This window comes from Nocardia sp. NPDC051787, from assembly GCF_040681325.1.
Lineage (GTDB): Bacteria > Actinomycetota > Actinomycetes > Mycobacteriales > Mycobacteriaceae > Nocardia.
On sequence record NZ_JBFAYO010000006.1, the window covers coordinates 177501 to 203991 of the forward strand.

29 protein-coding genes are annotated in these 26491 nt (G+C 68.4%); 16 read left to right on the forward strand and 13 right to left on the reverse strand.

Features of this window, described 5'->3' with window-relative positions:
* Positions 1-36: 36 nt before the first annotated feature.
* The 3 genes from AB0M45_RS08800 to AB0M45_RS08810 all read left to right on the forward strand — a co-directional run bounded on the left by AB0M45_RS08800 (position 37) and on the right by AB0M45_RS08810 (position 3331).
* On the forward strand, positions 37-597 hold the full coding sequence (locus tag AB0M45_RS08800; RefSeq protein ID WP_364324544.1) for a hypothetical protein: 561 nt from the start codon (positions 37-39) through the stop codon (positions 595-597).
* A 372-nt stretch (positions 598-969) separates the two neighbouring features.
* A complete protein-coding gene (locus AB0M45_RS08805) occupies positions 970-2442 on the forward strand; it encodes a PepSY-associated TM helix domain-containing protein (protein ID WP_364324547.1) in 1473 nt (490 codons plus the stop codon).
* Positions 2443-2542: 100 nt separating this feature from the next.
* Entirely contained in the window at positions 2543-3331 is a 789-nt protein-coding gene (locus tag AB0M45_RS08810) for a hypothetical protein (protein ID WP_364324550.1), read from the forward strand.
* A gap of 147 nt (positions 3332-3478) precedes the next feature.
* Here AB0M45_RS08810 and AB0M45_RS08815 read toward each other — a convergent pair whose 3' ends face one another.
* Together AB0M45_RS08815 and AB0M45_RS08820 are read right to left on the reverse strand one after the other, a co-directional pair.
* Positions 3479-4009, reverse strand: coding sequence for a CYTH domain-containing protein (locus AB0M45_RS08815; protein ID WP_364324553.1), 531 nt, complete (start codon positions 4007-4009; stop codon positions 3479-3481).
* A 107-nt stretch (positions 4010-4116) separates the two neighbouring features.
* On the reverse strand, positions 4117-4665 hold the full coding sequence (locus tag AB0M45_RS08820; protein ID WP_364324556.1) for a helix-turn-helix domain-containing protein: 549 nt from the start codon (positions 4663-4665) through the stop codon (positions 4117-4119).
* An 82-nt stretch (positions 4666-4747) separates the two neighbouring features.
* On the opposite strand from AB0M45_RS08820, the gene AB0M45_RS08825 reads away from it, so the two are divergent.
* Positions 4748-5182 (forward strand): tautomerase family protein, encoded by a 435-nt coding sequence (locus AB0M45_RS08825; RefSeq protein WP_364324559.1) that lies wholly within the window; start codon positions 4748-4750, stop codon positions 5180-5182.
* A gap of 77 nt (positions 5183-5259) precedes the next feature.
* On the opposite strand, the gene AB0M45_RS08830 is transcribed toward AB0M45_RS08825, so the two are convergent.
* The 4 genes from AB0M45_RS08830 to AB0M45_RS08845 form a co-directional block, all read right to left on the reverse strand.
* Positions 5260-5673 carry an arsenate reductase ArsC gene (locus AB0M45_RS08830; protein WP_364324562.1) on the reverse strand — a complete coding sequence of 138 codons (414 nt, stop codon included), beginning with the start codon at positions 5671-5673 and terminating at the stop codon, positions 5260-5262.
* An 80-nt stretch (positions 5674-5753) separates the two neighbouring features.
* On the reverse strand, positions 5754-6494 hold the full coding sequence (locus AB0M45_RS08835; protein ID WP_364324565.1) for an MIP/aquaporin family protein: 741 nt from the start codon (positions 6492-6494) through the stop codon (positions 5754-5756).
* Positions 6491-6853 (reverse strand): metalloregulator ArsR/SmtB family transcription factor, encoded by a 363-nt coding sequence (locus AB0M45_RS08840; RefSeq protein ID WP_364324884.1) that lies wholly within the window; start codon positions 6851-6853, stop codon positions 6491-6493. The genes AB0M45_RS08835 and AB0M45_RS08840 overlap by 4 nt, the downstream gene beginning before the upstream one ends.
* A gap of 318 nt (positions 6854-7171) precedes the next feature.
* On the reverse strand, positions 7172-7702 hold the full coding sequence (locus AB0M45_RS08845) for an ArsI/CadI family heavy metal resistance metalloenzyme (RefSeq protein ID WP_364324568.1): 531 nt from the start codon (positions 7700-7702) through the stop codon (positions 7172-7174).
* A 100-nt stretch (positions 7703-7802) separates the two neighbouring features.
* Between AB0M45_RS08845 and AB0M45_RS08850 the strand changes: the two genes are divergently transcribed.
* Positions 7803-8162: an Rv2640c family ArsR-like transcriptional regulator gene (locus AB0M45_RS08850; protein ID WP_364324571.1), complete on the forward strand. Its 360-nt coding sequence runs from the start codon at positions 7803-7805 to the stop codon at positions 8160-8162.
* 133 nt (positions 8163-8295) lie between these two features.
* Here the strand turns inward: AB0M45_RS08850 and AB0M45_RS08855 are convergent, their stop codons facing one another.
* Entirely contained in the window at positions 8296-8586 is a 291-nt protein-coding gene (locus tag AB0M45_RS08855; protein ID WP_364324573.1) for a hypothetical protein, read from the reverse strand.
* 296 nt (positions 8587-8882) lie between these two features.
* Here AB0M45_RS08855 and AB0M45_RS08860 point away from each other — a divergent pair, with 296 nt between their 5' ends.
* Both AB0M45_RS08860 and AB0M45_RS08865 read left to right on the forward strand, forming a co-directional pair.
* Positions 8883-10073, forward strand: coding sequence for a helix-turn-helix transcriptional regulator (locus AB0M45_RS08860; RefSeq protein ID WP_364324886.1), 1191 nt, complete (start codon positions 8883-8885; stop codon positions 10071-10073).
* Positions 10074-10255: 182 nt separating this feature from the next.
* Positions 10256-10717, forward strand: coding sequence for an SRPBCC family protein (locus AB0M45_RS08865; RefSeq protein WP_364324576.1), 462 nt, complete (start codon positions 10256-10258; stop codon positions 10715-10717).
* 46 nt (positions 10718-10763) lie between these two features.
* On the opposite strand, the gene AB0M45_RS08870 is transcribed toward AB0M45_RS08865, so the two are convergent.
* The 3 genes from AB0M45_RS08870 to galK all read right to left on the reverse strand — a co-directional run bounded on the left by AB0M45_RS08870 (position 10764) and on the right by galK (position 14112).
* Positions 10764-11021 (reverse strand): hypothetical protein, encoded by a 258-nt coding sequence (locus AB0M45_RS08870; RefSeq protein WP_364324579.1) that lies wholly within the window; start codon positions 11019-11021, stop codon positions 10764-10766.
* A 12-nt stretch (positions 11022-11033) separates the two neighbouring features.
* Positions 11034-12764: a sodium:solute symporter family protein gene (locus AB0M45_RS08875; protein WP_364324889.1), complete on the reverse strand. Its 1731-nt coding sequence runs from the start codon at positions 12762-12764 to the stop codon at positions 11034-11036.
* A gap of 220 nt (positions 12765-12984) precedes the next feature.
* A complete protein-coding gene (galK, locus tag AB0M45_RS08880; protein ID WP_364324582.1) occupies positions 12985-14112 on the reverse strand; it encodes a galactokinase in 1128 nt (375 codons plus the stop codon).
* 164 nt (positions 14113-14276) lie between these two features.
* Between galK and AB0M45_RS08885 the strand changes: the two genes are divergently transcribed.
* From AB0M45_RS08885 to AB0M45_RS08895, 3 genes are all read left to right on the forward strand, one after another.
* Entirely contained in the window at positions 14277-14831 is a 555-nt protein-coding gene (locus AB0M45_RS08885; protein WP_364324585.1) for a pyruvoyl-dependent arginine decarboxylase, read from the forward strand.
* A 67-nt stretch (positions 14832-14898) separates the two neighbouring features.
* Positions 14899-15468 (forward strand): hypothetical protein, encoded by a 570-nt coding sequence (locus AB0M45_RS08890; RefSeq protein ID WP_364324588.1) that lies wholly within the window; start codon positions 14899-14901, stop codon positions 15466-15468.
* Positions 15468-17000 (forward strand): GGDEF domain-containing protein, encoded by a 1533-nt coding sequence (locus AB0M45_RS08895; protein ID WP_364324591.1) that lies wholly within the window; start codon positions 15468-15470, stop codon positions 16998-17000. Before AB0M45_RS08890 ends, AB0M45_RS08895 begins: the two co-directional genes overlap by 1 nt.
* Position 17001: 1 nt before the next feature.
* On the opposite strand, the gene AB0M45_RS08900 is transcribed toward AB0M45_RS08895, so the two are convergent.
* Positions 17002-17754 carry a DUF6319 family protein gene (locus AB0M45_RS08900; protein ID WP_364324594.1) on the reverse strand — a complete coding sequence of 251 codons (753 nt, stop codon included), beginning with the start codon at positions 17752-17754 and terminating at the stop codon, positions 17002-17004.
* Positions 17755-18049: 295 nt separating this feature from the next.
* Here AB0M45_RS08900 and AB0M45_RS08905 point away from each other — a divergent pair, with 295 nt between their 5' ends.
* Complete coding sequence (locus tag AB0M45_RS08905) at positions 18050-18904, forward strand: hypothetical protein (RefSeq protein WP_364324597.1); 855 nt, start codon at positions 18050-18052, stop codon at positions 18902-18904.
* A gap of 22 nt (positions 18905-18926) precedes the next feature.
* Here the strand turns inward: AB0M45_RS08905 and AB0M45_RS08910 are convergent, their stop codons facing one another.
* Complete coding sequence (locus tag AB0M45_RS08910; protein WP_364324600.1) at positions 18927-19547, reverse strand: helix-turn-helix domain-containing protein; 621 nt, start codon at positions 19545-19547, stop codon at positions 18927-18929.
* A 229-nt stretch (positions 19548-19776) separates the two neighbouring features.
* Between AB0M45_RS08910 and AB0M45_RS08915 the strand changes: the two genes are divergently transcribed.
* The 5 genes from AB0M45_RS08915 to AB0M45_RS08935 all read left to right on the forward strand — a co-directional run bounded on the left by AB0M45_RS08915 (position 19777) and on the right by AB0M45_RS08935 (position 26042).
* Positions 19777-21144, forward strand: a complete 1368-nt coding sequence (locus tag AB0M45_RS08915; protein WP_364324603.1) for an NAD(P)-binding domain-containing protein — start codon at positions 19777-19779, stop codon at positions 21142-21144.
* A 7-nt stretch (positions 21145-21151) separates the two neighbouring features.
* A complete protein-coding gene (locus tag AB0M45_RS08920; protein ID WP_364324606.1) occupies positions 21152-22309 on the forward strand; it encodes a serine hydrolase domain-containing protein in 1158 nt (385 codons plus the stop codon).
* A complete protein-coding gene (locus AB0M45_RS08925; protein ID WP_364324892.1) occupies positions 22309-23355 on the forward strand; it encodes an NAD(P)-dependent alcohol dehydrogenase in 1047 nt (348 codons plus the stop codon). The genes AB0M45_RS08920 and AB0M45_RS08925 overlap by 1 nt, the downstream gene beginning before the upstream one ends.
* 37 nt (positions 23356-23392) lie before the next feature.
* Positions 23393-25042, forward strand: a complete 1650-nt coding sequence (locus tag AB0M45_RS08930; RefSeq protein ID WP_364324609.1) for a class I adenylate-forming enzyme family protein — start codon at positions 23393-23395, stop codon at positions 25040-25042.
* Between the two features lie 145 nt (positions 25043-25187).
* The gene (locus tag AB0M45_RS08935; RefSeq protein ID WP_364324612.1) at positions 25188-26042 is read left to right on the forward strand and encodes an alpha/beta hydrolase; all 855 of its coding nucleotides are present in this window, start codon (positions 25188-25190) and stop codon (positions 26040-26042) included.
* A gap of 7 nt (positions 26043-26049) precedes the next feature.
* Here the strand turns inward: AB0M45_RS08935 and AB0M45_RS08940 are convergent, their stop codons facing one another.
* A complete protein-coding gene (locus tag AB0M45_RS08940; protein WP_364324615.1) occupies positions 26050-26334 on the reverse strand; it encodes a hypothetical protein in 285 nt (94 codons plus the stop codon).
* Positions 26335-26491: the final 157 nt, after the last annotated feature.

Genomic DNA, 26491 nt, shown 5'->3' on the forward strand with positions numbered 1-26491 from the left:
GGGGATTGCGTGCAAGCCGTCGGCTATCATCAGCGGGTGATCGAGATCGACCGGCCTGCCGCGGGACGACGCGGCGCCGTCGCGCGAGTGCGCGGTGGTTCGGCCGGTGCGATCTCCGGTGCCATTTCCGTTGCGGCACACGGGTGGGCGTCCGGCGGAATGCCACCGGATACCACCACACTGGCGCTGCTCGCCGCCGCGTCCGCCGTGGTCGGCGCCTTGGTCGCCGGTCTCGCCCCGCTGCGCGAGTCCTCCGCCGGGCTGGTCGCGGCGCTCGTGGCCGGGCAGCTCCTCGGTCACTTCACCATGGGCATCAGCTCGGGCCACGTGCATCACGGCGATGCCCAGCTGACCCCCACTATGCTCACCGCACATCTGTTCGCTGCGGTCACGGCGTCCGTCGTGATCCGCGGCGCGGAGACCGCGTACAAGATCGGTACCGCGGTGCTGTCCCGCGTGCTGCCGGTGCGCCATATCCCGCCCGTGGTCGCGGATCGGGCGCCGCTGCGTACGAACCATCGCGACCGCGTCATCCTGCGTGTGTTCGCCGCGGAATCGCTGCGCACGCGCGGTCCGCCGCTTCCGGTCGCTGTCTGATCTTTTCCCACACCCGGTGCAAGGAGCGCCCCGGAGCTGAGTGTTGCTCATGCCCAGGGTCTTTCACCGTGCAGCACAGCGTCATCCGCACCCCGTGCCCATCGCCTGAGCGTGCGGGGACGCCGTTGCGCGGGTTCGCACGGCTATTTCCGCGTACCCCGGCGATGTAGCGCCTCTCCCAAGGTGAGCGCACCCGCCGCCGCACACCTCGGCCAAGACGCCGGTCGCCGAATGTAGTTCCGCGACACGCACATCGGCCGTATGCGAGGTACGCGCTGTCCGCCATCGGCAGGAGCGCCCCGTTGCGCCTCGGCCACCCAGGACGACAGCCTGCTTCCCGCCCGGGTTCCCGACGTCAGAAACGAAACGACCGTGAGTACAACAGAAGAAATAGCCACTTCCGACACCGACTTACCGGAGCCGTCGGACGCCCCCGCCGCCAACCGCCGGTCCACGCACAACGGCCTGTACGTACGGCTGCACTTCTACGCAGGTGTCTTCATCGGACCGTTCATCCTGATCGCGGCGGTCACCGGCGCGCTCTACGCGATCTCGCCGACGCTCGAGTCGATCATGTCGCGCGACCTGCTGACGGTCACGCAGACCGGAACACCCGAGCCGCTCTCGGAGCAGGTCAGTGCCGCCGTCGCCACCCAGCGCGCTATCCAGCCGGATTTGCAGCTGGTCGCGGTCGCTCCGGCCGCAGGCCCAGAGGACACCACCCGCGTGCTGTTCAGCGATCCCTCGCTGGGCGAGTCCGAGCGGCGCGCGGTATTCGTCGACCCGTACACCGCACTGCCGGTGGGCGATTCCGTCGTCTACGGCAGCTCTGGCGCGCTGCCGATGCGCACCTGGATCGACAAACTGCACCGGGACCTGCACCTGGGCGAGCCCGGCCGGATCTACAGCGAGCTCGCCGCGTCTTGGCTGTGGATCGTGGGGCTGGCCGGTCTGGTCATCTGGGTGCGCCGCGTGCGGAGCCGACGCGCCCGCAACGGCTGGGGTTGGCTGTTCGCGGCCGACCGGTCGCAACGCGCGCGCGGTCGCACGCTGAATTGGCATGGTGCGGTGGGCATGTGGGTGCTTCCCCTGGCGCTGCTACTGTCGGTGACCGGCATGACCTGGTCGCCGTACGCCGGTGAAAACATCACCGAGCTGCGTCAGCAATTGAGCTGGACCACACCGGCGGTCAGCACCGCGCTGCCCGGAAGCACCGCGTCCGCGCATGATTCGGGTTCCGATCATCACAGCGGCGGCCATGTCGAGCACACGTCCACCGACCCGGCCGAGCGGATCGCCCAGCTGGAACAGGTATATGCGACCGCCCGTGCCGAGGGCATCGCCCAAGCGGCCGAGATCGCCGTCCCGGCCGCACCGGGGCAGGCGTTCGCGGTGAAGGAACGCCGGATGCCCGGCATCTACACCGTCGACTCGATCGCGGTCGACGGCGCTACCGGCGCGGTCACCGATCGCCTGGCCTACGCCGACTGGCCGCTGATGGCCAAGCTCACCAACTGGGGCATTCAGTTCCATATGGGGCTGTTGTTCGGGCTGCTCAACCAGCTGTTGCTGCTCGCGGCGATGATCGGCCTGGTCACCGTGATCGTGCGCGGCTACCTCCTGTGGTGGCGCAGGCGACCGACGCGCGGCGCGGGACGGTTCGCCATGGGCAGGGCTCCGCGGCGCGGCGCGTTGCGCCAGAGTTCGCCGTGGCTGGTCGTGCCGGTGTTGGCCGCCGCGCTGGTGGTCGGCTGGTTCGTCCCGCTGGTCGGGTTGAGCCTGCTCGGCTTCCTCGCCGTCGACATCCTGCTCGGCCTCGCCGGACGGGTGCGCGCCACCTCGTAGTTCACATATCCACCGGGCGAAGGCCCGTTACTCCCACGACCTACCGAACGTCATAGGTATGGCCGTCCTACCGCCATGCCTCCGAAACCAAGGAATCCCCATGCAGATCACGAAACTCGCCCTGGCCGCCGCGTTCACCACCGCCGCGGTGAGCATTGCCGCTGGCACCAGCTCGGCCGCTCCCGAGGTCGCTCCCGCCGACACCACGTCCGTCGGAACCACCTCAGGCGAAGGCACGTCCGACGAGGCTGATTCCGCCGAGGCCGAAGCCGTCGGTTTCACCGCCTACGCCACCGAAACTTCCAGCGTCATCACCACCGACGCCGGTTCGCTGGTGGTCGAGGACCAGATGCTGAAGATCAAGGCCGCCGACGGCTCCATCGTCGCGGGCGCGCCCCTGACCTTCCGCATCGACGACTTCGAATTCCCCATCGCCGCCGAGATTTCCGAACGCACCGCCACGCTGACTCCGCAGTTCGACATGGCGCACGCCACCTACAAGCCGGTCGCCCTCCCCTTCGAGGACAAGGCTCCCTGGAAGACCGAATACGACCGCGAGCAGGCCGCCTGGTCCCGCATGACCAGCACCATCGGTATGGGCGCCTCCATCGGCACCCTGGTCGGCGGCATCGGCGGCGCCTCGGTCGGCTGCATCCTCGGGGGCATCGCCGGAGCCACCGTCGCCGCCGCCACCATCGTCGGCATGTTCGGCCCGTTCATCCCGGCGGCGGCTGTCGGCTGCCTCGGCGGCATCGTCGCGGTCGGCGCACTGGGCACCGTCGCGGGTCAGATCCTGGTCACCGCTCCGGTCGCCGTCGGCGCCGCCATCCAGTACTTCAGCACGATCAACTCGCCCATGCCGGGCAAGCCGGCCGAACCGCAGAAGTAGTCGCATGGCCTGATATGGCCCTCGGTACCGAGACTGCACGTGTCTCGGGCCGGGGGCATTGCCGCCCCCGGCCATCCGACTGGAAGACTTTGCGCGCCAACGCGTTTGCACATGTCGCACCCGCGAGAATCCGAGTGCGAGGTCAGCTCAGAACCGTAATTCGCGGACGGTGTTGAGGTCGATGCCGTGCCGGGCGTAGATCTTGATCGTGTTCTCGCCGGTGATGTCGGCTTCGGCGTAGCCGAGCAGTTCGGCGATCCGGATCACTTCATCCTTCGTCGCGGCTTCGATCTCCAGGTACGGCGGGATCTGCGGCCAGGTGTCGATCTCGAGCTGGGCGCCGTCGAGCACGAAGCTGATCCGCTTGGTTTCCTGGTAGGACTTCGCGGCGAAACCCAGCATCTCGAGCAGGGCGTTGGTGGCGGTGAAGTCGTCGACGCCCACCTCGACTTCGTGGGTGCCGTCGATGGCGTCGCTGGTGATCTGCTTGATGGCAAGCGTGGTTCCGTTCCCGTTGTCCCGCAGCCTGATCCACTTCGATTCATCGCCCGGCGTGATGTCGTAGACGTAGCGGCGCATGAATCGCTCGCCGAGTTTTCGGCCGCCCTTGTCCACGATGTGCTGTCCGATGGTGTCGGGGTCGATGCCGAGGATTTTGGCTTCGTGCTCGATAGGCACTGCTGGCTCCTGTTCAGGTTGGTCGGTCGCCTGAACTTATCCGGCGCGGCGAGCGGCTGGCACTCGCACGCGCTTGGTCGAGCACGGTTTCCATGGCCTGGGCAGGTTCACTCCGGTTCGGCGGCCGCGCCTCCGGATCGCCCCTCCGCCAGGACACCGTCCGGGTCGGAATGGCGGCGGGCCAAGACCCTTGTACCAGGTCCCGAGGCGGCGCCGGGGCCGGGCAGTGCCGTCACGGTCGTCGCAGTCACCGGCTTCCCGCATGCCGAACAGCTGACCCGTGGGGTGAACGTCTCGCCGCAGTCGTCGTGCAACAGGCGCACCGGCGGTCCACCCGGCGGCGTAGCCCACTTATCGCCCCATGCCATCAGCGCCATCAGTACCGGCATGAGCTCGCGACCCGCCTCGGTGAGGTGGTACTCGTGCCGCAGCGGCCGTTCCTGATACGCCCGGCGCTCCACGATGCCGTTTCCGATCAGCGTGTCGAACCGGCGGGTGAGCAGGTTGCGGGAGATGCCGAGGTTTTCCGCGATGTCGTCGAACCGGTGCAGACCGAGGAAGAGGTCCCGCACGATCAGCGGAGTCCACCACTCCCCGACAAGTTCCAGGGACTGCCCGATGGAGCAGTGCATCTCCGCGAAGCTGGTTCGGTGCATGACCCCAGTCTAGAGGGTTGATTCATTGAACTCACACCGGTAGCTTCAGTTCCTCTACCGAGTTCAATGAAAGGACTAACTGATGCCGTTTGTGGAGTTGTTCATTCCGAAGGGTTCGCTCGACGACGCGCGCCGGGAAAAGATCGGCGCGCGACTGGTGTCCGAGGTGATGGTGGCCGAGGGCGCACCGGACACCGAGGCGGCCAGATCCATCTCCTGGCTGGTGGTCAACGAGATCGACGCGTGGTTCGTGGGCGGTCGGCAATTGCCCGCCGGAGAGAAGCCGAAGTACGTCGTGCGAGTCGGCGTTCCGGCCGGCTCGATGAACGACGACAAGCGCAAGGACATCGTGGAGCGAGTCACCCAGGTGCTCGCGGACGCCGATGACGATCCCGCCCGATTCACCCAGCCCGCGACCGCGTGGGTGCACATCAACGAGATCCCGGAGGGCAACTGGGGAGCGAGCGGGAAGGTCGTGCGGATCGAAGACATCGCCGCACTGACGGCGAACGGGTAGGCGTTCGATTCGGCCGCCGAGCGGCGACCCTTGGTTACGGCGGATCGGAGCGGCCTGCCGTCTCCAAGCGCTGGTAGTCAGGCAACCGGCTCGATACCGAGCTCATCGAGCAGGCCGCGGATGCGTTGTTCGATCTCGTCGCGGATCGGGCGGACCGCTTCGAGGCCCTGGCCCGCTGGGTCGTCGAGTTTCCAGTCCAGGTAGTGCTTTCCGGGGAAATAGGGGCAGGCGTCGCCGCATCCCATCGTGATCACCACATCGGATGCTTGCACTGCCTCGGCGGTGAGCACCTTCGGCACTTCCGCGGACATGTCGATGCCGATTTCCCGCATCGCCTCCACCGCAACCGGGTTGATCTGATCGGCTGGGGCGGAGCCTGCCGAGCGGACCTCGACGCGGTCGCCGGAGAGGTGGCGGAGGAAGGCCGCGGCCATCTGGGAGCGGCCCGCGTTGTGGACGCAGACGAATAGGACACTGGGCTTGGAAACCATTGAGGGGACGGCCTTTCAGCGGTTGGGGTCTGGCGGGTAGGCGCGGACGCGGGTTTCGATCTGATGACGGATCGAGCCGTTCAGCGGGAATCGGGAAGCGAGTCGTCGATGCCGTGCGGCACGACGACGTTGTCGGCTGCCGCCGCGGCGGTCGGATATAGGACGCCGATCAGCGCCAGTCCGATCAGTGCGCCCACGATCTGGGCGGCGATGAACCCGGGCGCCGAGGACGGGGCAATTCCGGCGAAGGTGCCGGAGAAGACGCGGCCGATGGTGACGGCGGGGTTGGCGAACGAGGTGGAGCTGGTGAACCAGTAGGCCGCGCCGATATAGGCACCGACCGCGGCCGCTGACAGCGCGGCGCGGCCGCTGCGGGCGAGGGCGAAGATGACCGCGATCAGTCCGGCGGTCGCGACGATCTCGCCGACGAGGTGACCGCCGGTGATGCGGTGATGGGTGGAGATCTGGAGCGCGGACTGGTCGAACATGATGTTGGCCAGCACCGCACCCACGACTCCCCCGCCGACCTGGGCGGTGCTGTAGGCACCCAGATCGCGGCCGGTGAGGCCGGTGCCGTGGCGGCGGCCGAGCAGCCAGTCGGCGGCGGAGACCACTGGGTTGAAGTGGGCGCCGGAGACCGGTCCGAAGACGAGGATCAGCACGGCCAGCCCGAACACGGTCGCGGTCGAGTTCTCCAGCAATTGGAGGCCGACATCGTTCGGCGAGAGCTGCTGGGCGGCGATGCCGGAGCCGACCACGATGGCGACCAGTAACGCGGTGCCGGTGAATTCGGCGATCAGCCGCCGCGCGAGGTCGTTCATCGGGCGACCGCGATGTCGAGCAGCTGCGACAGCTGCCGCAGGGCGGCGGGTTCGACGCGGTAGTAGACCCACGATCCGCGCCGCTCACTGCTGAGCAATCCGGCTTCGCGCAAGACCTTCAGATGGTGCGAGATGGTCGGCTGGCTGACGTCGAACCCTTCCGACAGGTCGCAGACGCAGGCTTCCTGCCCGGCGCGGCTCGCGACGACGGATAACAGCCGCAACCGGACCGGATCCGCCAACGCTTTGAACACGGAGGCCAGGTCGGCGGCGGCGGCGGCGGCGGTCAGCGGTTCCCGAACCAGGGGCGTGACCTCGCACGACGGCGAGGTCACGTCCGTCAGCGGCAACTCGAATATAGACACACATCGATATTGATGGCCATCGAATCCGCAGGCAAGCGAACACCTGGTGAACAACCCGAACCCCGGCGAAGCGGCCCCGGCGACCGCTACACCGCCCCACCGGCGTCCAGCGCGGCGGCCACTCGCCGCATGAGCGGATCGGCCCGTTCGGCATCAATCGCTTTCCACAGCACGACCGTTCCAGCGCCACGCCCTGGTCGTCGACGGACTCGACCTGACCGATCAGCGAGCGCACCGCCGCCGAATGCCACAGATCCGCGAGCAGCGGATCGCTCTCGCGACCGCCCGAGCCTCGCTGCGCGAAAGAACGTGTCAACCGCAGCAGCTGGCGCCAGAGGCGACGGCTTCCTTCTTCGCGGTGGCGCCGCAGCACGATCCCTCGGCCGCGGCGTCCTCAGCGGTGCCACAGCACGCCTGGACCGCTTCGGCATCGCCGAGTTCGGGTGCGGCCCCGAGTTCCGGTGCGGCGCCGAAGGTTTCGCTGTCCGTGAGGACGGTGTAGACCTCCCAGCGCTCCTTGTCCGGCGCGGTGACCCAGACCTTGTCCTGGGTGGCAAAGCAACAGGTGGTGGCGATCTGTTCCTCGGTGAACAGACCCGCCTCCGAGAGGCGCGCGATCTCGGCATGGACCTGGTCCGAGGTCTCGACCTCGACGCCCAGGTGATTGACGCTGCCGCCCTGGCCTGGATTCTCGATCAACACCAGTTTCAGGGGTGGCTCGGCGATGGCGAAGTTCGCGTAGCCGGGCTTGCGCTTGGCCGGTTCGGCATGGAACAGGGTCGAGTAGAACTGCACGGCCTGCTCGATGTCGTCGACATTGAGGGCGAGCTGAATACGGGGCATGATGACAACCTCCACTTGTGAGACATATGCCGAAGAGCTGACGCTGTCGAGTCTGCTCACCTTTTCGACATATGTCAATGCCGCGGGTAGTGTTGATCCCATGCCCAAGACGTTGCCCGTGATCGATATGTCCGCTCCGGTCTGCTGCCCGCCGGTCGCGGCCGGGCCGGTGGACGAGAACGCCGCGCTGGAGGTGGCGCTGCGCTTGAAGGCGATCGCCGATCCGGTGCGCGTCCGGCTGCTGTCGCTCCTGCTGACCAGTTCGGACGGGCAGGAGAACGGCGGCGATCTGGCCGCGGCGGTCGGGTTGTCGGAATCGACGGTCAGCCATCACCTCGGCCAGCTGCGCAAGGCGGGCCTGGTGGAATCCGAACGCCGCGGCATGAACACTTTCCACCGCGCCCGCCGCGACGCCCTCGCCGCGCTGTGCGTGGTATTGGATCCCAACTGCTGCCGATGAATTCGGCGGTCGATCCGATCGGCGGATCTCGGCGCTCAGTGGACACAGCCGACCACATCGACCGCGAATGCTCTTGCACACCATGGATTACCCCGGCAACGTGCCGGGCGGCATTGGAGCAGCCGAGGGCCGGTCAGGGTTCGTTCGCGATGTGCGAGGCGACGAGCACCGGCACCAAGAGGTCCAGGATGGAGAGTTCGTCGGCGGCGGGTGCGTCGTCGATGAGCGAATCGAGGATCGGCGCGGCGTACAGGCGACCGGTGTCGGGGCCGACCACCGTACGTGCGCTGGCGATCAACTCGTACAGCACTACCGCGATGACGTGCGCACGACCATCGCCGGGATGCCGGTCGCGGTGGGCGGCATCGGCCAGGGCGGTGTCGATCGCCGCGAGAAGCTCGGCGAGAACAGCGATCTCGGCCATGGCTCGATGGTCGTAGTTCATGAGGCCGCCTGTGGTCGCGGGGAATGGATTTCGGCCGTCATCGTCGTGGGGTGACCCGGAACCGAGGCGCGGGGGTACGCCAGCCGTCACCGTGCTTCGTGCACGATTCGGATGTCCCGTCGCATAGGGGTTCGGTTGTGCGACAAGGTTTCCCGGTTCCGGGTACGCATCCGATCATGCCGGGTCAAAATGCCTCGTGGAAGGTAACGAACACGCAGCCTTCAGCAATCGGCAGCAATGACCGTCTGACAGTGCAAGGGGGCACCGTGGCAGATATGGTGACGATGTGGACCGGCGCGGAGGTGAAGGCACTCCGGGACGCGTGCAGGCTGACCCAGAGCGAGCTCGCTGAGCTGCTGCGATGTGGTCAGCGAACGGTCAGCTTTTGGGAGAGCCGGCTACACCGTCAGGTGAGCGTCGGGTTTCAGGCGCGGCTGGACAGCGTTCTCGAAGATGCGGACCATGGGGCACAACAGCGTTTTCGAGCGTTGATTGGAGACTTGGACGTGAACCGGCGAGACTTCATTGCCACCACCGGCGCGGTCGTCGGCGCGGCGACACTGAGCACGAGTGGTTCTCCGACTGTCACGCCGGACGCGATCGGCCACCTCCGAAGTACCCTGCACGCGGCGCAGCTGCTGGACGATCAGCTGGGCTCCGATGCCGCTCGAGCCATTATCGAAGCCCAGGCACAGACGTGCGCGGCGCTGCTGCGGGAGTGTCCCGCGACCTTGCGTCCGGCGCTGCAATCATTGACCGGCGAGGCCACGGCCAGCAGTGCGTGGGCGGCCTGGGATCAGGGCGACCTTGCGCGGGCCGACCAGCTGTTCCGGATCGCCTACCAGCACGCGGAGGAATCCGGTGACGCCGACATCGCGACCGGCATCCTCTGCCACCGCACCCAGCTGGCGGTGGAACTGCGCCAGTTCCGCACCGCCGCGGGCATCGCGGATGGCATGCTGCGCGTGCCGGTCCGGGACGGTCGCGTCGACGACTTCCGAAAGCTCTGCGCCGCACAGGCTTTTGCGTCCGACGGACGGAAATCCGAGGCGTGGCTACAGCTGTTCCGGGTGAGCGACGACTTCGCCGAGCAGACGACACCGGATAAGTCGTACTGCTACTACCAGAGCGCGTGGACGACGGGCGCCATGACCGCCCGGTGCCTCGAGACGGGTGGCGAAGTGGGCGTGGCGGCCGACACGATCGAGGACGCGCTGAGCCTCATCCCGGCCCACGCCAGTCGCGACCGTGCACTGTGGAGCCTCAGCCTCGCACAGCTGACGGTCGCGCACGATATCGACCGCGCGTGCGAGGCCGCCAGAACCGCGCTGGAGCTGGCCGCACAGAACACCTCGCCCCGTGTGCGGCAGGCGTACGCGCAGACGAGAGCGAAATTCGAACCGTGGGCGTCGACGCAACCCGTGCGCGAGCTGGACTCCTACGCGGCGAACGTGTTGCTGGCGTAGTCGGTCGGCGCTTGTTTGTGCCCACGTTGCCCGGGTACGCGATCACTGTCCGAGTCGCCCTCCGAGGTGTCCACCGGAGATGCCCGATGGGCGCAGCCGGACGAAATACGACCGCAGACCAGCGCCGGGCCGCGCGAGGGAGCCCATACGCCTGCGGGGCCGGGCGAGGAAAGGAGTACGCAGTGAGCACAATGGCCGCCACGGTGGACGTCGAGGTCCCGGTTCGCACCGCCTACAACCAGTGGACGCAGTTCGAGTCGTTTCCGCAGTTCATGGAGGGCGTGGAAGCTGTCGAACAGCTCGATGACCGGCACACGCACTGGCGTATCCATGTCGGCCCGTCGACGCGGGAATTCGACGCGACCATCACCGAGCAGCATCCTGACGAACGCGTCGCCTGGAAGTCCGACAGCGGGCCCAACCACGCGGGCGTCGTCACGTTCCACCGGCTCGACGACACCCACACCAGGGTGACCGCGCAGATGGATGTCGATCCCGAAGGGTTCGTGGAGAACGTCGCCGACAAACTCGGCGTCCTGAAGCACCGGGTGAACGGTGATTTGAAGCGCTTCAAGGACTTCATCGAGGGTCAGGGCCGCGAGACCGGCGCTTGGCGCGGTGACATCCCGCGCCCTGGCGTCTGATCCACGCGACAACCGGCGGCGCCACCCACCTCGGGGGCGCCGCCGTTCACACGGGGTCCGTGCCCGCGGCGGTGTGGTCCGCGGGCACGTGCGGTTCGGGAGGCACCTGCACCGGGCGCAGCAGCGCCCAGGCCACGAAGGCCAGCGCCACCACGCCCATGCCGATCCCGGACCACAAGTTCACGTTGACGCCACCGGTCTTGGCCTGATCGGCGGCGGTGTCGTGCACCAGGCCGGTGACGACGAGGACGACCGCATAACAGCCGAGTAGCGCGCCGACGATGGTGCGGATATCGAAAAGCATTGCGGCAGCTCCTTATCCGATGAGGATGTTGAGGGCGATTACGAGCACGAGCGCGATGCCGGCCAGCAGGACCGGGCGCTGGTACCAGGGCAGCGCGTCGGCGTCTGGATCGGTGCGCACGTCTTTCGGCGTCTCGGAGTACACCAACCCGATCAGCTCGGCCGCCGGTTTCGGCTGGGTCACCTGGGTGACCGCCACGCTGACCACGATATCGACCACGAACGCGACACCCGCCGCGACGAAACTCGATCCCTGGCCGGACAATTCGAACACCTTGGCTTCGTGCAGGATGAAAACCACGATGGCCGAGCCGGTTCCGCAGACCAGGCCCATCCAGCCCGCCGTGGGGGTCATCCGCTTCCAGAACATGCCGAGGATGAAGGTGGCGAACAGCGGAGCGTTGAAGAAGCTGAACAGGGTTTGCAGGTAGTCCATCATGTTGCTGAAACCGGAGGCGATGAACGCGGTGAAGATCGCGGCCACCGTCGCTCCGACGGTGGCCAGCCTGCCCACACCGAGGTAGTAGCCATCCGGCTGCTCACGCCGCACGTACTGCTGCCACAGGTCGTAGCTGAACACGGTGTTGAACGCGGAGACGTTGGCCGCCATGCCCGCCATGAACGCCGCGAGCAGGCCCGCCAGCCCCACGCCGAGCAGACCGTTGGGCAGCACGTCCTTCATCAGGTACAGCAGTGCCTGGTTGTAGGTGGTGTCGCTCTGGAGGTCCGGATTCGCCGTCTCCGCCGCCTTGTACTCGGCCATCTGGGGCACCAGGACCGCGCTGATCATGCCGGGGATCACCACGATGAGCGGGATGAACATCTTCGGATAGGCGCCGATGATCGGGGTGCGCCGCGCCGCCGAGATGGAGTGCGTCGCCATCGCGCGCTGCACCTCGACGAAGTTCGTGGTCCAGTACCCGAACGAGAGCACGAACCCGAGCCCGAACACGATGCCGAGCACCGAGAGGAAGTTGTCGCCGAACCCGCTCAGCGCGTTGCCCGGCCAGGAATCCAGCTGCTGCGCTCCGCCCGGCGCCGCGGTGATCTTGTCCCGCAACCCTTCCCAGCCGCCTGCCTTGTGCAGCCCGACCAGCGTGAGCGGCAGCAGCGCGGCCACGATGACGAAGAACTGCAGCACCTCGTTGTAGATCGCGGCCGACAGGCCGCCGAGGGTGATGTAGGACAGCACGATCGCCGCCGCCACGATCACCGACACCCACAGCGGCCAGCCCAGCAGCACGTTGACGATGGAGCCGAGCAGATACAGGTTGACGCCCGCGATGAGGATCTGCGCGATGGCGAAGCTCAGCGCGTTGACCAAGTGGGCGCCCGTGCCGAAGCGCCTGCGCATGAACTCCGGCACGCTGCGCACCTTGGACCCGTAGTAGAACGGCATCATCACCACGCCGAGGAACAGCATCGCCGGAATCGCGCCGATCCAGAAGTAGTGAAACGTCGGGAAGCCGTACTCGGCGCCATTGGCCGACATGCCCATGATCTCGACCGCGCCGAGATTGGCGGAGATGAACGCCAGACCGGTCACCCAGGCGGGTAGTGAGCGGCCGGACAGGAAGAAGTCGATGCTGGAGGACACGCGCTGCCTGGCCAGCAGGCCGATGCCGAGCACGAACACGAAATACAGGGCGACCAGCGCGTAATCGACCGGCTGCGCGTCCAGCCGGAGGGTCTGCGCGGCTTCGAAGTGCGTGCTCGGTGTGCCCGGGTGCGAAACGACCGGCACGGCGGCGAGTACGTATGGGTCGGCAAGCGGCACAGCGTTCCTCCTGGCGGTGAAACCGGGCGTCGAGCGAGATCGTTTCGTGTGCGAGATTGTGCGTCGTGCTGGTCTTGCCGGCGCGCGCGACCTCCTCGTCGCCCGCCGAATGGTGTCGGCTGACACATACTGTGCGTGATCGTGCCCCACCCGCGTGGCACATTCACGCAGAAACCTGGACGGTCGCTCAGCCGATCCGGTGCGCGCCGGCCGATGGCACGACCACGAACGTGCGGGGATCGGGCAGATCCGCGTCCGCGAAACGTCTTCGCACCGACTCCGCCACGGCCTCGGTCCGCTCCTGATCGACCAGGGCGATGGCGCTTCCGCCGAATCCGCCGCCCACCATGCGCGCGCCGTACGCACCCGCGGTCAGCGCGGCGTCGACCGCGGCGTCCAACGCGGGGGTGGACACCTCGAAATCATCCCGCAGCGAGGCGTGCCCCGCGGTCAGGATCGGGCCGATACAGCGCGGGTCGGCGCCGTCTCGCAATTTCTCGGCAACCGCAAGGACCCTGGCGTTCTCGGTCACCACATGCCTGGCCCGGCGGCGCAGCACGGCATCGGCGATCCGGTCGGCGTCCGCCGCGGACGCGACGTCACGCAAGGCCGCGACGCCGAGTGCGGCGGCCGCCGCGGCACATTGGTCGCGGCGCTCGGCGTAGCGGCCGTCGACCAGCTCGTGCGGTTGCCCGGTATCGATCACCAGTAGCTGGAGTCCGACGCTGTCCAAGTCGAACGGGATCTGCTCGTGCGCGACACCGCGCGGCGTGGTGGGGCCGGCGGCGAAGCCCCGCACGTCGAGCAACAGCGCGTGCCCGGCCGTGCACAGGATCGCGGCCGACTGGTCGAGCAGGCCGGTCGGCGCACCGGCGTAGTCGTTCTCGGCGGCCTTGGCCACATCGATCAACGCGCGATCGGTCAGGCCGGGCGCGAACAGGTCCCGCAGCGCGACCGCCACCGCGCACGACAGCGCCGCCGACGAGGACAACCCGGCGCCGATCGGCACCTCGCCGTCCAGGTCGAGGTCGACGCCCGGAATCCGGAGCCCGCGCCGCGCGAACTCGGCGACCACACCGAGCGGATACCGTGACCACCCCGGTACCCGCGCCCGCTGCGCGGCGAGTTCGGACACTGCCACGAACACCGGCTCGCCGGGCCGCTGCCGCGAGCCGACGCGCACCCGCCCGTCCGTGCGCGCCGCCGCCGTGCAGCGCACCACCAGCGGCAGCGCGATGGGCAGGACATAGCCCTCGTTGTAGTCGGTGTGCTCACCGATGATGTTGACCCGCCCCGGCGCCACCCATGTCCGCAAACTCGTACCTCGCTGTCCTCGTCGCTGCTGCCAGGTTACGAGACACGCCGCCCGAGCAGCGGTTTCGGCGCGTTCGGATGCACGATCGGCGTTCGTCACGCACAGTCGATTTTGACGGAAGGCTGGCCTGCAAATCTGTGGCCGCCCCGGATTGGGAGGGCACGATGATTCACGACACCCAGCGCGGCAAGTTACGCGCACGACCTCGGACCGATCGTTTGCGTCCGATCCCGGCGCCACTGACGATCGAGATCGGCGCGGCGACCGGAGCCGGGCCGACCGCCATGTCGGCGTTCGACGCGGCACTGCGCGGCCTCGGCGTCGGTGAGGCCAACTTGATCCGGCTGTCGTCGGTCATTCCGCCGCGCGCGACCGTCGAACGCGTCGGCCGGGTGCGCAAGCCGATCCCTTGGGGCGATCGCCTGTACTGCGTCTACGCCGTGCGGCACGTGCACGAACGGGGCGCGACCGGCGCGGCGGGCATCGGCTGGGCGCTGCGCGACGACGGCTCCGGCGCGGGGCTTTTCGTGGAGCACGAGGCCGAGACCGCCGAGGAGGTGACCGCCCTGATCCGGGCCAGCCTGGCCGACATGACCCGCCACCGCGGCGACGGCTTCGGCCCGGTTCAGCTGTGCACCGTCGACGCCACCTGCGACGGCGATCCGGCCTGCGCGCTGGTCCTTGCGGCCTACCACACCAGCCCATGGGATCCGCGATGAGCGAGCGAACCATCGACACAGCCGAGCACTCGCTCGTGCCGGAGCCGAGCGCCAGCGAGGCGCGGGCATGAGCGAGATCGCCGTGACCGTCGAGACGACGATTCCGGACGAACGCATCGAGATTTTCCATCGCCTCTACGAGGAGGCGTTCGGCCCGCTGCGCGCGAAGGCCATCGCACGGCAAGTGCTGCATCCCGAGGAGTTCCGCGAGGAGATGAGCGATCCGCGCGTGCAGAAGCACGTGGCGCACGCCCGCTCCGGTGGGCCCGTCGGCGTGACCACCCTGACCAGGCACCTCGAGACCGTGCCGTGGATCAGCCCGGACTATTTCACCGCCCGCTACCCTGAACACGCGGCGCGTGACGCGATCTATTACGCGGGTTTCACCCTTGTTGCGCCAACTGCCCGACAAGGGGCCGCGTTCCATGCCATGATCAAATCAGTTGTCCAGGTTTTGGTTGCCGAACGCGCGGCGGTCGGTTGGGACATCTGCTCGTACAACAACACTCGGTTCTCGTTCGCCGACAGTATTCGGGCAGTGCTCGACGAACAGGCGAACGTCGAAGTCGCGGTGGAGGATTCACAGATCTACTACGCGGCCCGGTTCACCGGGGACGGAGCGACCAAGGGGGGCTGATGACACCCAGCGAGCAGCCGCAGACCAGCTGTCGGCGCCACCTCGGATTTCGCTGGTACGCAGTACTCGTGGGCGGCAGCTCGGCCGCGATCGCGATACACCTGACGATCGACTCGCGGCTGGTGTCGTTCGTGACGATGGCGGTCATCGTCGGCGAGACGCTCACCATGATCGGGGTCGGTCTGCACACGCACCGGCCGACGCACCCGCTGCCGTGGTATCTGCTATCGGCCTCCGCGGTGCTGTTCGCGACCGGCACCACGCTGCGCGACGCGTCCGGTCACTCTCTCCATCCGATCGACGACGCGTTCACCCTGCTCGGCTATCTCGGTGTCGGTCTCGCCGCGCTGATCTGGCTGTGGCCGCGCCAGGTACACGGCAACTACGACCTGCTGCTCGATTCCGCGCTGATCGGGCTCGGCGCGCTGCTCGCCTCCTGGACCTTCCTCATCTCGCCGATCCTGCGGTCGACCGAAACCGGCGTGGACGTCGTGGTGGCGGCGATCTACCCGGTGCTCGACGCGCTGCTGCTCACGCTGGTCTCGCACTCGATGGCCACCTCCACCCGCGCGGAGACCTCGCTGTGGCTGCTGCACGCCGGGTTGGTCGCCATATTGCTCGGCGATCTGGGCTACAGCTTGGAGACCGCGGGCGCCACCGTCCTCGGGCCCGCGGCCATGCTTGCTCCGCTGCTGGCCGCCTACGCCATCGTGGGAGCCGCGGCGCTGCATCCCACCATGGCAACGCTAGGTGCGCCGCGGCGCATCCATCCGCACCACTCCAGGCAGCGCGCCAGTCTCATTGCGATCGCGCTGATCGTGGCCTCGTTGGTTCCGGTGGTCGGGTCCAGCCTCGCCCCGCTCGACCGCGTGGTGGTGTCGTCGCTGTTCGCGCTGTTACTGATCGGCATGCTGGTGCGCAGCGAGCGTGCCATAGTGTGCAGCGCCCGCAGCGAGCGGCGCGCGCAGTACCAAGCCGACCACGACATGCTCACCGGGCTGCTGAACCGCGCCGCGCTGCTGCGCACGCTGCGGCAGCATCGCGAACGCTGGGCCGAGCAACCGATCTGCCTGCTGTTCATCGACTTGGACGACTTCAAACGGGTCAACGACAGCTACGGACACGCGGTGGGCGACGAGCTGATCACGTCCGCGGCGGCCCGGATCCGGCGTGTGGTGCGCCGCGAGGACGTCGTGTCCCGATACGGCGGCGACGAGTTCGTCGTGCTGTCCCCGCTCGCACGACCGGAGGCATCCGTGCTGGCCGAACGTCTGATCGCCGCGTTCGTCCGGCCGTTCGGGTTGAGCGCGGGCGAGATCCCGATCACCGCGAGCGTCGGGATCGCTTGCGCGGGTCCGCACGGCTCCGACCCCGCCGTGCACGGCCTGATCCGGGACGCGGACGCGGCCATGTACCACGCGAAGCAGTATTCGCTGGGGTACGCGTTCCACGAGGACGCGCGGTGCCCGTCCGTCGACGCCGAGCGCCGGGTCTGGCGCGCGGTAACCCCGTCCACCAGCACCGCCGTGTGACTCAGTCGCTCAGTTCGTCCAGCAGGCGCTTGGCTTCCTCCAGCTCCGCCTGCAACTGCTGCACCTTGGCCTCCTGCGCGCCACGCAACGTCTCCAGGACCCCGGCGACCACCTCGGCGACCTCCGGATGCAGGATCTTGGCCGCCTGCGCGACCGCGGAACTGGCCACCGGAAGACCGCGCACCGTGCGCTTCTTGCCGCTCACCACGTCGACGGACCACTCGCCGTCGGCGGTGCCGCTCAGCGTCACCGTGACCTCGGGCGCCTTCGGCTTGCGGGCGGCGGCCTTCGCGGGCTTGGCCGCGTTCGCCGCCGGGGCCTGCTTGGTCGCGCCCCTGCTCGCGCTGTCGGGTTCGCCCGCTTCGGGGGTGCTCGCCGGTGGTTTCGGGGTGGGGGCGCCGGCGGGAGCTGGCGCGGCGCTCGTCACGGTCGACGGCTGGGTCACAGCGGATTCCTTCCTGGTTGTCGACTTCGGCTGGGCAGCAGTACCGGCCGCCCCTCGCGGCGGCTTGGTCAATGTCACCTCGGTCGGCGAGAAGGACAGTACATCCTTCGATCCGGTCGGCCGGACCTGCAGGAAGTCTCCGTCGGCCGGGTCGCCGAGCGCGATCACCTTGCCCGAGCGGCCCTCCGGGACGCCGACCGCCGCCGAGGTGAACCACACCATGGGCGGGCGGCCACCGGCGATGTCCGTGGCGATCTGCTGAATCTCGCTGTCCGACAAGGGCTGCGGCTTGGTTCGTGGCGACGGCATGGTGACTCCGAGCGATGGTTCGTGGTTGGCTGCGTGCACAGATGATGCCGTACGACGCCGACAGATTCTCGGGGCAGGCGTCGAATCGAGTCGTCCGCACCCAAATCCGCGCGGGCAGCGAACTTCTGGCTACATTCGCAATCCCCCTGTCTCGGCGTCCAGCGACCCGCTTTGACACCCACGTGGACGGCATGATCTGATTCCGGCGAATCCGTTTGCCAGCACCGGTGATCCGACGGCGACCCGCAGCGGCCCGCTTCGAACCGGTACTGGAACGAGGCAACCAGGGGGCCATATGACCCATGCGCGGCATTCGGCGGTGCTCGCCGCCGCACCACTACACACCGGACTGCTCTTCGGCGCGGTCACCGTCACCGTGCTCGCGGCGGGCGTGATCGTCCTGGCGATGATCGCCGGAAACCGCAGGCCGCCATCGCCTTTCGACACCGGTCACCGCTATGGCACGCGGACACGGCAGCCGAGAATACGGTTGCTCGCCGACGGCGCATCGCCGACCGCACCGCCGCCGCGGCCAGGGCCTCCGAGCATTCTTCCGCGCTCCGCGCCACCGAGTCCGTCGCACACGAACGCGCGCGACACACCGTTCCTCGTCGGCGCGGCCGCGGGCGTCGTGGCGCTGCTGGGCAGCATCGCCTGCCTGGTCCTCATCGCCCCGGTGGCGACCGACGACACCGCTGCGGAAGCGCCCGATCCGCTTGCCGCGGCACTGCCCGGCGATTGCGTGGCGATTCCCGCGCCGCACGCCTCCGGCGGCGTCACCGCGACCTTGGTCCCCGCGGCCTGTGACACGTTCCCCGCCAACTTCCGCGTGCTGCAGACCGGATCCTGCACCGATCCGCGAGTCGACCGGGAACATCAGCGAACCGACCGCACCGGGCGGGAGGAGGTCCACCTGTGCCTCGCGCCCGATTGGCGAGCGGGCACCTGCTACGACGTCACCGACTGGCATCTGCCTCGAAAGGTGGACTGCGCCGGAGCCGGCAAGAAGATCATCCGGATCACCGCCGTCCTGCCCTACGCGGCCGACGCCGACGCCTGTCCGCGTGACGCCGACGGCTCGAACGCGGTCGGCTGGCCGAATCGGGGAATCACCCTCTGTATGCGCGGTTTCGACCGGCCCGACGAATAGGTCGCAGCGCGCGATCACCGAGTCAGCTCGGCGTCGTCGGCGCTCGTAGCGCGGGAAACCAGATGTCGGTGAGCACCTCGGCGGCCTGCTCCGCCGAGACGTCGATGGTGCCCTGCATCGCCCACCGGGTGAAGAACCGTTCCAATTGCGCCACAAGCAATTCCACCCGCAACCGCGCCTCGTCCTTGCGGTCGGCGGGCCAGGCGGCGAGGTAGGCGGTCATCGCGTTGGGCAGTGCCAGGATGCCGTTGCGGGCGATCTCGCGGAACTCCGGCTCCAGCGCGGTCGCCTCGTCCCAAGCGGGTAGCAGGTCCTTGTACTCGTGGAACCATTCGATCGCGCGGGTCACCCAGCCGACGAATTCGGCGCGCGACCCGGTCTCCAGCACCCGGTCGAGATCCTGATAGAAGTGCAGGGCGCTGGGCGCGGTGCCCTGCTCGGCGATCGCCCGCAGGATCTCGAGTTTGCCCGCGAAATGCAGATAGAAGGTGGCGCGGCTGCAACCGACCGCGGCCGCGATGTCGTCCACCCGCACGGCCGCGTAGCCGCGGGCGGCGAACAGCTCCTTGGCGGCCGCCAGCAGCCTGGCCCTGGTCTGCTGCTTCTGCTCGTCCCGCAGGCTGGTGTTCGCGTTCGTTCGCATAGTGAACAGGTACCTCGCGTTAGCTGGAAAACATCGGGCTGACGTGCGACTTCCGCTGAGCGAGTCTACGTCGCGCGACCGCGTGAGCGCCTCTGGTAGACAGCATGTCACTCACTAGACACATTGTCTACCGAATGTTACCTTGTTGCCTACGTCACTCCGGCGCCCGACGACGCCGGACGGTTCGGCCCGGCACCGCGCACGGTGCCGCCCAGCACGAGGACAGTGAATGACGTCAACCGCGCTCCCCCTGGTCTGCGTGATCGGCGCTGGCCCCTCCGGGATCACCGCCGCCAAGCGCCTGCAGGACCACGGCATCCCGTTCGACTGCTACGAGGCGTCCGACGAGGTCGGCGGCAACTGGTACTTCAAGAACCCCAACGGCATGTCGGCCTGCTACCAGAGCCTGCACATCGACACGTCCAAGTTCCGCTTGGCGTTCGAGGACTATCCGGCGCCTGGCGAGTGGCCGGATTTTCCCCATCATTCCCAGCTGTTCCAGTACTTCCGCGACTACGTCGACCATTTCGGCATCCGCGACCGCATCATGTTCGACACCAAGGTGACCGGGGCGGAACGCGGCGCGGACGGCCGCTGGCTGATCACCACGGCCGATGGACAGGCCAGGGATTACGACGCTTTGATCGTCTGCAACGGTCATCACTGGGATCCTCGAATTCCGGACTACCCCGGTGCCTTCGACGGAACGCTGTTGCACAGCCACGCCTACAACGACCCGTTCGACCCCGTGGACATGCGCGGCAAGCGCGTCGTGGTGGTCGGCATGGGTAATTCCGGCCTGGACATCGCCTCCGAACTGTCCCAGCGCTTCCTCGCCGCCGAGCTGTATGTCTCCGCCCGCCGCGGGGTCTGGGTGCTGCCGAAGTACGTCAACGGCAAGGTCGGCGACAAGCGCTCGATGCCGCGGTGGATCCCGCCGGCGGTAGGGCTCAAGCTCAAGCAGCGCTTCGTCCGGAAGTTCCGTGGCAACATGGAGGACTACGGTCTGCCCAAGCCCGACCATCTGCCGTTCGAGGCGCATCCGTCGGCCAGCGAGGAGTTCCTGCACCGCGCCGGCTGCGGCGATATCGCGTTCAAGCCCGCGATCACCGCGCTGGAGGGTCCGCGGGTGCGCTTCGCCGACGGCAGCACCGAGGAGGTGGACGTGATCGTCTGCGCCACCGGCTACCGCATCTCCTTTCCGTTCTTCTCCGATCCGGACCTGTTGCCCGACAGCGAGAACCGCTTCCCGCTGTTCAAGCAGATGATGAAGCCGGGCATCGACAATCTGTTCTTCCTCGGCCTGGCCCAGCCGCTGCCGACGCTGGTGAACTTCGCCGAGCAGCAGAGCAAGTTCGTCGCCGCCTATCTCACCGGCCGCTACCACCTGCCGACGGCCGACGAGATGCGGGCGGCCATCCGGTCCGCGGAGTCGGCCAGGACGGGCCGCTACTACGACTCGCCCCGGCACACCATCCAGATCGAATTCGAACCCTATGTGCGGGATATCCAACGCGAACTGGCGCGAGGCGCGAAAAGAGCCGCGGCCGCGGGGAATCCGCTGCCGGTTCCGGCCCGGGTGCCGCAACACGTGTGAGGCGGCGATGACCACCACGACAGGCACCACCACCTCGGGATTCTGCGCCGAGCGATTCGCGCGGGTGCGAACGGAACTGGAGCATCGGCTCGCGTCCGGCGACGAACTCGGCGCGTCGATCTGCGTCATGGTCGACGGTGAACCGGTCGTCGACCTGTGGGGCGGCTACCGCGATCCCGGGCGCAGCACGCCGTGGACCGACGACACCTTGGTCAACGTCTTCTCCCTCACCAAGACCATGACCGCGCTCTGCGCACTGCTGCTGGTCGAGCGCGGCGAACTGGACGTGCACGCGAAGGTGGCCGGGTACTGGCCGGAGTTCGCGGCGAACGGCAAGGGCGACATCGAGATTCGCCATCTGCTCGCGCACACCTCCGGTGTCTCGGGCTGGCAGCCGCCGATCGCGCTGACCGACATCTACGACGCGGAGGCCTCCGCCGCCCGTCTCGCGAGCCAGCCGCCGTGGTGGGAGCCGGGCACCGCGTCGGGGTACCACGCGCTCGACTACGGCCATCTGATCGGCGCGGTGATCCGCCGGATCACCGGACGGTCACTGGGCCAGTTCTTCGCCGACGAGCTCGCCGGACCGCTCGGCGCCGATTTCCACATCGGCACCGCGCCCGAGCAGCACGGGCGGATCGCCACGCTCATTCCGCCCGACATGCCGGAATTCGACATGGCCGCGCTAGACCAGGACAGCATCCTGGTCAAGACGCTCACCAGTCCGCTGCTCGATATCGCCGAGACGGCGACCGCGGCGTGGCGACAGGCCGAGATCGGCGCGGTGAACGGGCACGGCAACGCGCGCTCGGTGGCGCGGGTGCAATCGCTGGTGTCCTGCGGTGGAGAGCTGGACGGCCGGAGATTGTTGTCGGACCGGACGATCGATCTGATCTTCCAGCAGCAGTCCGACGGGGTGGATCTCGCGCTGCTGGTGCCGCTGCGGTTCGGCATCGGCTACGGTCTGCCGCAGCGGCAGACGGCCCCGGAAGTGCCCGACGGACGGGTGTGCTGGTGGGCCGGGTACGGCGGCGCGATGGTGGTCAACGATCTGGACCACCGGCTCACTTTCGCCTACACCATGAACCGGATGGCCCCTGGCCTGATCGGCTCCGACCGCGCCGACGCCTATCTGCGGGCGACGTTCGAGGCGGTGCGCCGATGATGCGGGCACTACAGCTCACCGCGCCGGGGGTGCTGGAACTGCGCAAGGTACCGATCCCGGAGATCAGTCCGGCCGATCTGCTGCTGCGCGTGGGCGCGGCGGGCATCTGCCATTCGGATCTGCACGTGCTGCACATCCCGTTCCAGATGCGCGCGGAGCCGCCGACTCTGGGCCACGAGATCGCGGGCACCGTCGAGGCGATCGGCGGCGCGGTCGGCGGCCGCCGAACCGGCGAGCGCGGCGTGGTGTATCTGTGCTGGTCGTGCGGGGTGTGCCGGGAGTGCGTCGGCGGCAACGAGAACGTCTGCCGTGCCGCGGGCCGCACCGCCATGCCGCCATGTCCAGGGCTCGGGCCGGACGGCGGCATGGCGGAGTACATCCGCGTGCCCGCGAGTTCCTTCGTGCCGATCGGCGACCTGGATTTCCTCCAGGCCGCGCCGCTGGCCGATGCCGCCCTGTCGAGTTATCACGCCATCCGCGGCGCTCGCGAGCAGCTCGGCCCGGGGTCGGTGGCAGTGGTCATCGGGGTCGGCGGGCTCGGTCACGTCGCGGTGCAGATCCTCACCGCGACTACCGCGGCGCGGATACTGGCCGTGGACATGCACGCCGACAAGCTCGAACTCGCCGTGCGGTGCGGTGCGTCCGAGGGACTCGCGGCGGGCGAGGACACCGCACGCGAGATCCTCGACCGCACCGAAGGCCGCGGCGCGGACGCGGTGTTCGACTTCGTCGGCGTCGACGCGACCGCGCGGCTCGCCGTGGAGTCGGTGGCGCCCAACGGGGCCTACCGGATGATCGGCCTGGGCGGCGGCGCCCCGGAGATCACGGCGGCACCGGCAGGCGGGCCGGGCTGGCCGTGGGGCGCGTCGGTCCGAAAGTCGTACGGCGGCACCAAATCCGACCTGATCGACGCCGTGGCATTGGCCACGTCGGGCAAGCTACGGGTCGAGGTGGAGCGCTACCCCCTTGCCGAGGGCCGCGACGCACTCGACCGGCTGGAGCGAGGCCTGGTCACCGGCCGGGCGGTGCTGGTCCCCGAGCCGTGACGAACCAATCCTGTGCAGTGACGAGGAAGTACCCGATATGACAGAGCCATTCGATCCGCAGGCGTTCGCGGCGCAGGCGGCGGCCCAGCTCACCGGCCCGGGCGGCCGGTTCGAGATGGTGGTGCAGGACGTGCTCGGCGCACCCGTGCAGGTCGTGCGCCACCGCCGATCTTCGCTGCGCGAAGTGCTCGCCGCCTCGGTCGAGCACGGCGACCGGGACTACCTGGTCACCGCGGACCGCACGATGTCCTTCACCGAGCACGCCGCCGTCGTCGCCGCGCTGGCCACGGCCCTGCGCGACCGATACGGCGTCGGAAAGGGCGATCGCGTCGGCATCCTGGCGGCGAACACGCCCGAGTGGGTGGTCACGTTCTGGGCCGCGCAGGCGCTTGGCGCGATAGCGGTGGGCTACAACGCGTGGTGGGCGCCCCGCGAGATCGCCTACGGCGTGCAGCACACCAGCCCCACCGTGCTCGTCGTCGACGCGAAGCGCGCCGCGCTGCTGGCGGAGCTGGACATTCGCGTCCAGGTACTCACCATGGAGCACGACCTACCCGCGCTCCTGGCCGGCTTCCGGACCGACACGCTGCCACAGACCGAAATCGACGAGGACGACCCCGCGGTGATCCTCTACACCAGCGGCACCAGCGGGCGACCCAAGGGCGCGGTGCACTCGCATCGAAACCTCGTGGCGGTCATCGACTATCACGTATTCAACGACGCGCTCGCTGCCGCGTTCACCGGAGCCGGCGAGCTGCCCACCGGGCGGCGCTACCTGCTCACCTCGCCGCTGTTCCACATCGCCAGCCTGCACAACCTGGTGGTGCCCCGGCTGGTCACCGGGGACGCGGCCGTCATCCACCAAGGGTCGTTCGACGCCGAACGGGTACTGCGACTGATCGAGGCCGAACGGATCACCAACTGGGGTGCGATGCCGACCATGGCCACCAGGATGCTCGAACTCGAGCTCGCCGACTATGACCTGTCCTCGCTGACGGCCTTCTCGCTGAACTCGGCGCCGTCCTCGGCGGCGCTGCAACAGAAACTGCGCGATCAGCTGCCCGTCGCCCGCAACGCCCTGGTGACCAGCTACGGCCTCACCGAGTGCAGCACCGCCGCAACGCTGGCCAGTCCGGCGGAGCTGGCCGCGTTCCCCGACACCGTGGGGCGCCCGGTCCTCGGCGTCACGCTGGAGATCCGCGACAGCTCGGGCAACACCGTCCCCGACGGCACCGAAGGCGAGATCTACCTGCGCAGCCCGTACGTCATGCTCGGCTACTGGGAGGACCAGGCGGCGACCGCCGCGGCGATCACGGCGGACCGCTGGCTGCGCACCGGTGACATCGGCGTCCTGGAAGACGGCAGGCTGCGCTTGTCCGGACGCCGTTCCGATCTCATCCTGCGCGGCGGGGAGAACGTCTATCCCACCGAGATCGAGCAGTGCCTCGAGGAACATCCCGCGGTGCGCGAGTGCGCGGTCGTCGGCGTGCCGGACGCCGATCTCGGGCAGCAGGTCGCCGCCCTGGTCGTGGTCGAAAGCGACACCGCGACAACCGAAGACGAGCTGCGCGCGTTCACCGCAGAACGGCTCGCCTACTACAAGGTGCCCGCGCGCTGGCGGCTCACCACCACCGCGCTCCCCCGCAACGCGACCGGCAAGGTGGTGCGCTCCGGTCTCACGGTGTGAAATCCCCGGTGCGAAACATGCGCCTGCATCTGCGCGTGCAGGCCACCGTCCGGTGTGCCCTGAGCGCCCGCTCGACCGGGTACGGCCACGTAAAATCGCGGCACACCCGGCGATTCGCTCGCCGGGCCGCTCGCAGGGAGTCGGCGTGGAGGTTTTCGAGCATCGAGGCAGGGCCGTGGTCTTCGACCGCGCGGGTAGCGGTTCTCCGGTCGTATTCCTGCACAATGCCGGTGCACAACACCGCATCTGGAACCACCAGGTCGCGGCGCTGCGGTGCGAGCACGAAGTCTTCGCGCTCGACCTTCCCGGATATGGGCGATCCGATCAGCCCGCGGCGGGCTACCGGCTCACCGACTACGTGAACATGCTCGGCGCGTTCCTGACCGCTCACGGGCTCACCAACGTGGTGCTGATCGGCAATTGCCTCGGCAGCGCCACCTCGCTGCGCTACACCATCGGCTATCCGGCGGGGGTGCGCGCCCTCGTCCTGGTCAATCCGCTGACCTGGGACACCGTGAGTTCGGGGCAGTCGGCGGGACTGGCCTGGCTCGACGCGCGGTTGCCGCTGGCTCCGGTGGCTCGCCGGATCAGCCTGCCCGGCTGGGCGGTCTCGCTGATCGTCGCGAATCAGCTCGGCCCGCGTGGTCGCGGCCGGAAACAACAGTACGAGCCACGCATGCGGGCGCACTGGTCCGAGCGGGGCCGATTGACCGCGTTGCACGGCTTGGTCCAGGATTTCCCGGCCTACCGCGCGTTGGACACGTTCGATCCGCCCGCTGGCTTCCCGCCGATCTGCACGATCTGGGGTCGGCGCAATCGCATCCTCTCGGCCGAGGCGGGCAAGCGCCTCAACCGTGCGCTGCGCCCGCACACCGCGGTGGAGATACCCGACTGCGGTCACCTTCCCATGGTGGAGGACCCGGATCGGGTCACCGAGATCATCAGCGGTTTCCTGGCGGCGACCGGCACGGCAGCCGTGCGCGAACAAGCGAACGGCTGAGCCGCGCTCAGAGGGGAGCCGCGGTCGGGCACAGCTCGGCGAAGACCGTGGAGCGCACGCCGCAGCCGGCGCACTCGAAAGCCATGCCGAGCTCGAGCATCCAGTTGATGCGCGCATGACAGGTCTCGCAGAGGAAATCGACGCCCGCGGTGTGGCAGCAGGACCGTTTACGGATCAACCATTCCGCGCGATGACGGCACCGCACGCCGTCGAAGCGGAACGTGCACATCGGCGCGGCGGGTAGCCCGGCGACGATGGCTTCGAAAGTCGTTGTAGAGGTAGCTGTTCGCACAGCGGACACCTTCCGGCAGAGCAGGGTGGGAGGTGGGAGAACCGGCCCGGATCAGGGCGCGGCCCCGTCTCGATAATCGGCCACCGTGGATGTGCTGTTATCCGGGTGAGGCGGTGTTCACAAGGCGGCGTCCGGGCGTGTTTGCGCACGCGACTTG

Excerpts from the sequence above, each read along its gene's own strand:
- AB0M45_RS08825 (WP_364324559.1), top strand. The coding sequence starts at position 4,748 with ATGCCGTTTGTGGAGTTGTTCATTCCGAAGGGTTCGCTCGACGACGCG.
- AB0M45_RS08920 (WP_364324606.1), top strand. The coding sequence starts at position 21,152 with ATGACCACCACGACAGGCACCACCACCTCGGGATTCTGCGCCGAGCGA.
- AB0M45_RS08930 (WP_364324609.1), top strand. The coding sequence starts at position 23,393 with ATGACAGAGCCATTCGATCCGCAGGCGTTCGCGGCGCAGGCGGCGGCC.
- AB0M45_RS08870 (WP_364324579.1), bottom strand. The coding sequence starts at position 11,021 with ATGCTTTTCGATATCCGCACCATCGTCGGCGCGCTACTCGGCTGTTAT.
- AB0M45_RS08900 (WP_364324594.1), bottom strand. The coding sequence starts at position 17,754 with ATGCCGTCGCCACGAACCAAGCCGCAGCCCTTGTCGGACAGCGAGATT.
- AB0M45_RS08890 (WP_364324588.1), top strand. The coding sequence starts at position 14,899 with ATGAGCGAGATCGCCGTGACCGTCGAGACGACGATTCCGGACGAACGC.
- AB0M45_RS08860 (WP_364324886.1), top strand. The coding sequence starts at position 8,883 with ATGGTGACGATGTGGACCGGCGCGGAGGTGAAGGCACTCCGGGACGCG.
- AB0M45_RS08820 (WP_364324556.1), bottom strand. The coding sequence starts at position 4,665 with ATGCACCGAACCAGCTTCGCGGAGATGCACTGCTCCATCGGGCAGTCC.
- AB0M45_RS08845 (WP_364324568.1), bottom strand. The coding sequence starts at position 7,702 with ATGCCCCGTATTCAGCTCGCCCTCAATGTCGACGACATCGAGCAGGCC.
- AB0M45_RS08835 (WP_364324565.1), bottom strand. The coding sequence starts at position 6,494 with ATGAACGACCTCGCGCGGCGGCTGATCGCCGAATTCACCGGCACCGCG.
- AB0M45_RS08910 (WP_364324600.1), bottom strand. The coding sequence starts at position 19,547 with ATGCGAACGAACGCGAACACCAGCCTGCGGGACGAGCAGAAGCAGCAG.
- AB0M45_RS08905 (WP_364324597.1), top strand. The coding sequence starts at position 18,050 with ATGACCCATGCGCGGCATTCGGCGGTGCTCGCCGCCGCACCACTACAC.
- AB0M45_RS08830 (WP_364324562.1), bottom strand. The coding sequence starts at position 5,673 with ATGGTTTCCAAGCCCAGTGTCCTATTCGTCTGCGTCCACAACGCGGGC.
- AB0M45_RS08885 (WP_364324585.1), top strand. The coding sequence starts at position 14,277 with ATGATTCACGACACCCAGCGCGGCAAGTTACGCGCACGACCTCGGACC.
- AB0M45_RS08855 (WP_364324573.1), bottom strand. The coding sequence starts at position 8,586 with ATGGCCGAGATCGCTGTTCTCGCCGAGCTTCTCGCGGCGATCGACACC.
- AB0M45_RS08925 (WP_364324892.1), top strand. The coding sequence starts at position 22,309 with ATGCGGGCACTACAGCTCACCGCGCCGGGGGTGCTGGAACTGCGCAAG.
- AB0M45_RS08895 (WP_364324591.1), top strand. The coding sequence starts at position 15,468 with ATGACACCCAGCGAGCAGCCGCAGACCAGCTGTCGGCGCCACCTCGGA.
- AB0M45_RS08810 (WP_364324550.1), top strand. The coding sequence starts at position 2,543 with ATGCAGATCACGAAACTCGCCCTGGCCGCCGCGTTCACCACCGCCGCG.
- AB0M45_RS08850 (WP_364324571.1), top strand. The coding sequence starts at position 7,803 with ATGCCCAAGACGTTGCCCGTGATCGATATGTCCGCTCCGGTCTGCTGC.
- AB0M45_RS08915 (WP_364324603.1), top strand. The coding sequence starts at position 19,777 with ATGACGTCAACCGCGCTCCCCCTGGTCTGCGTGATCGGCGCTGGCCCC.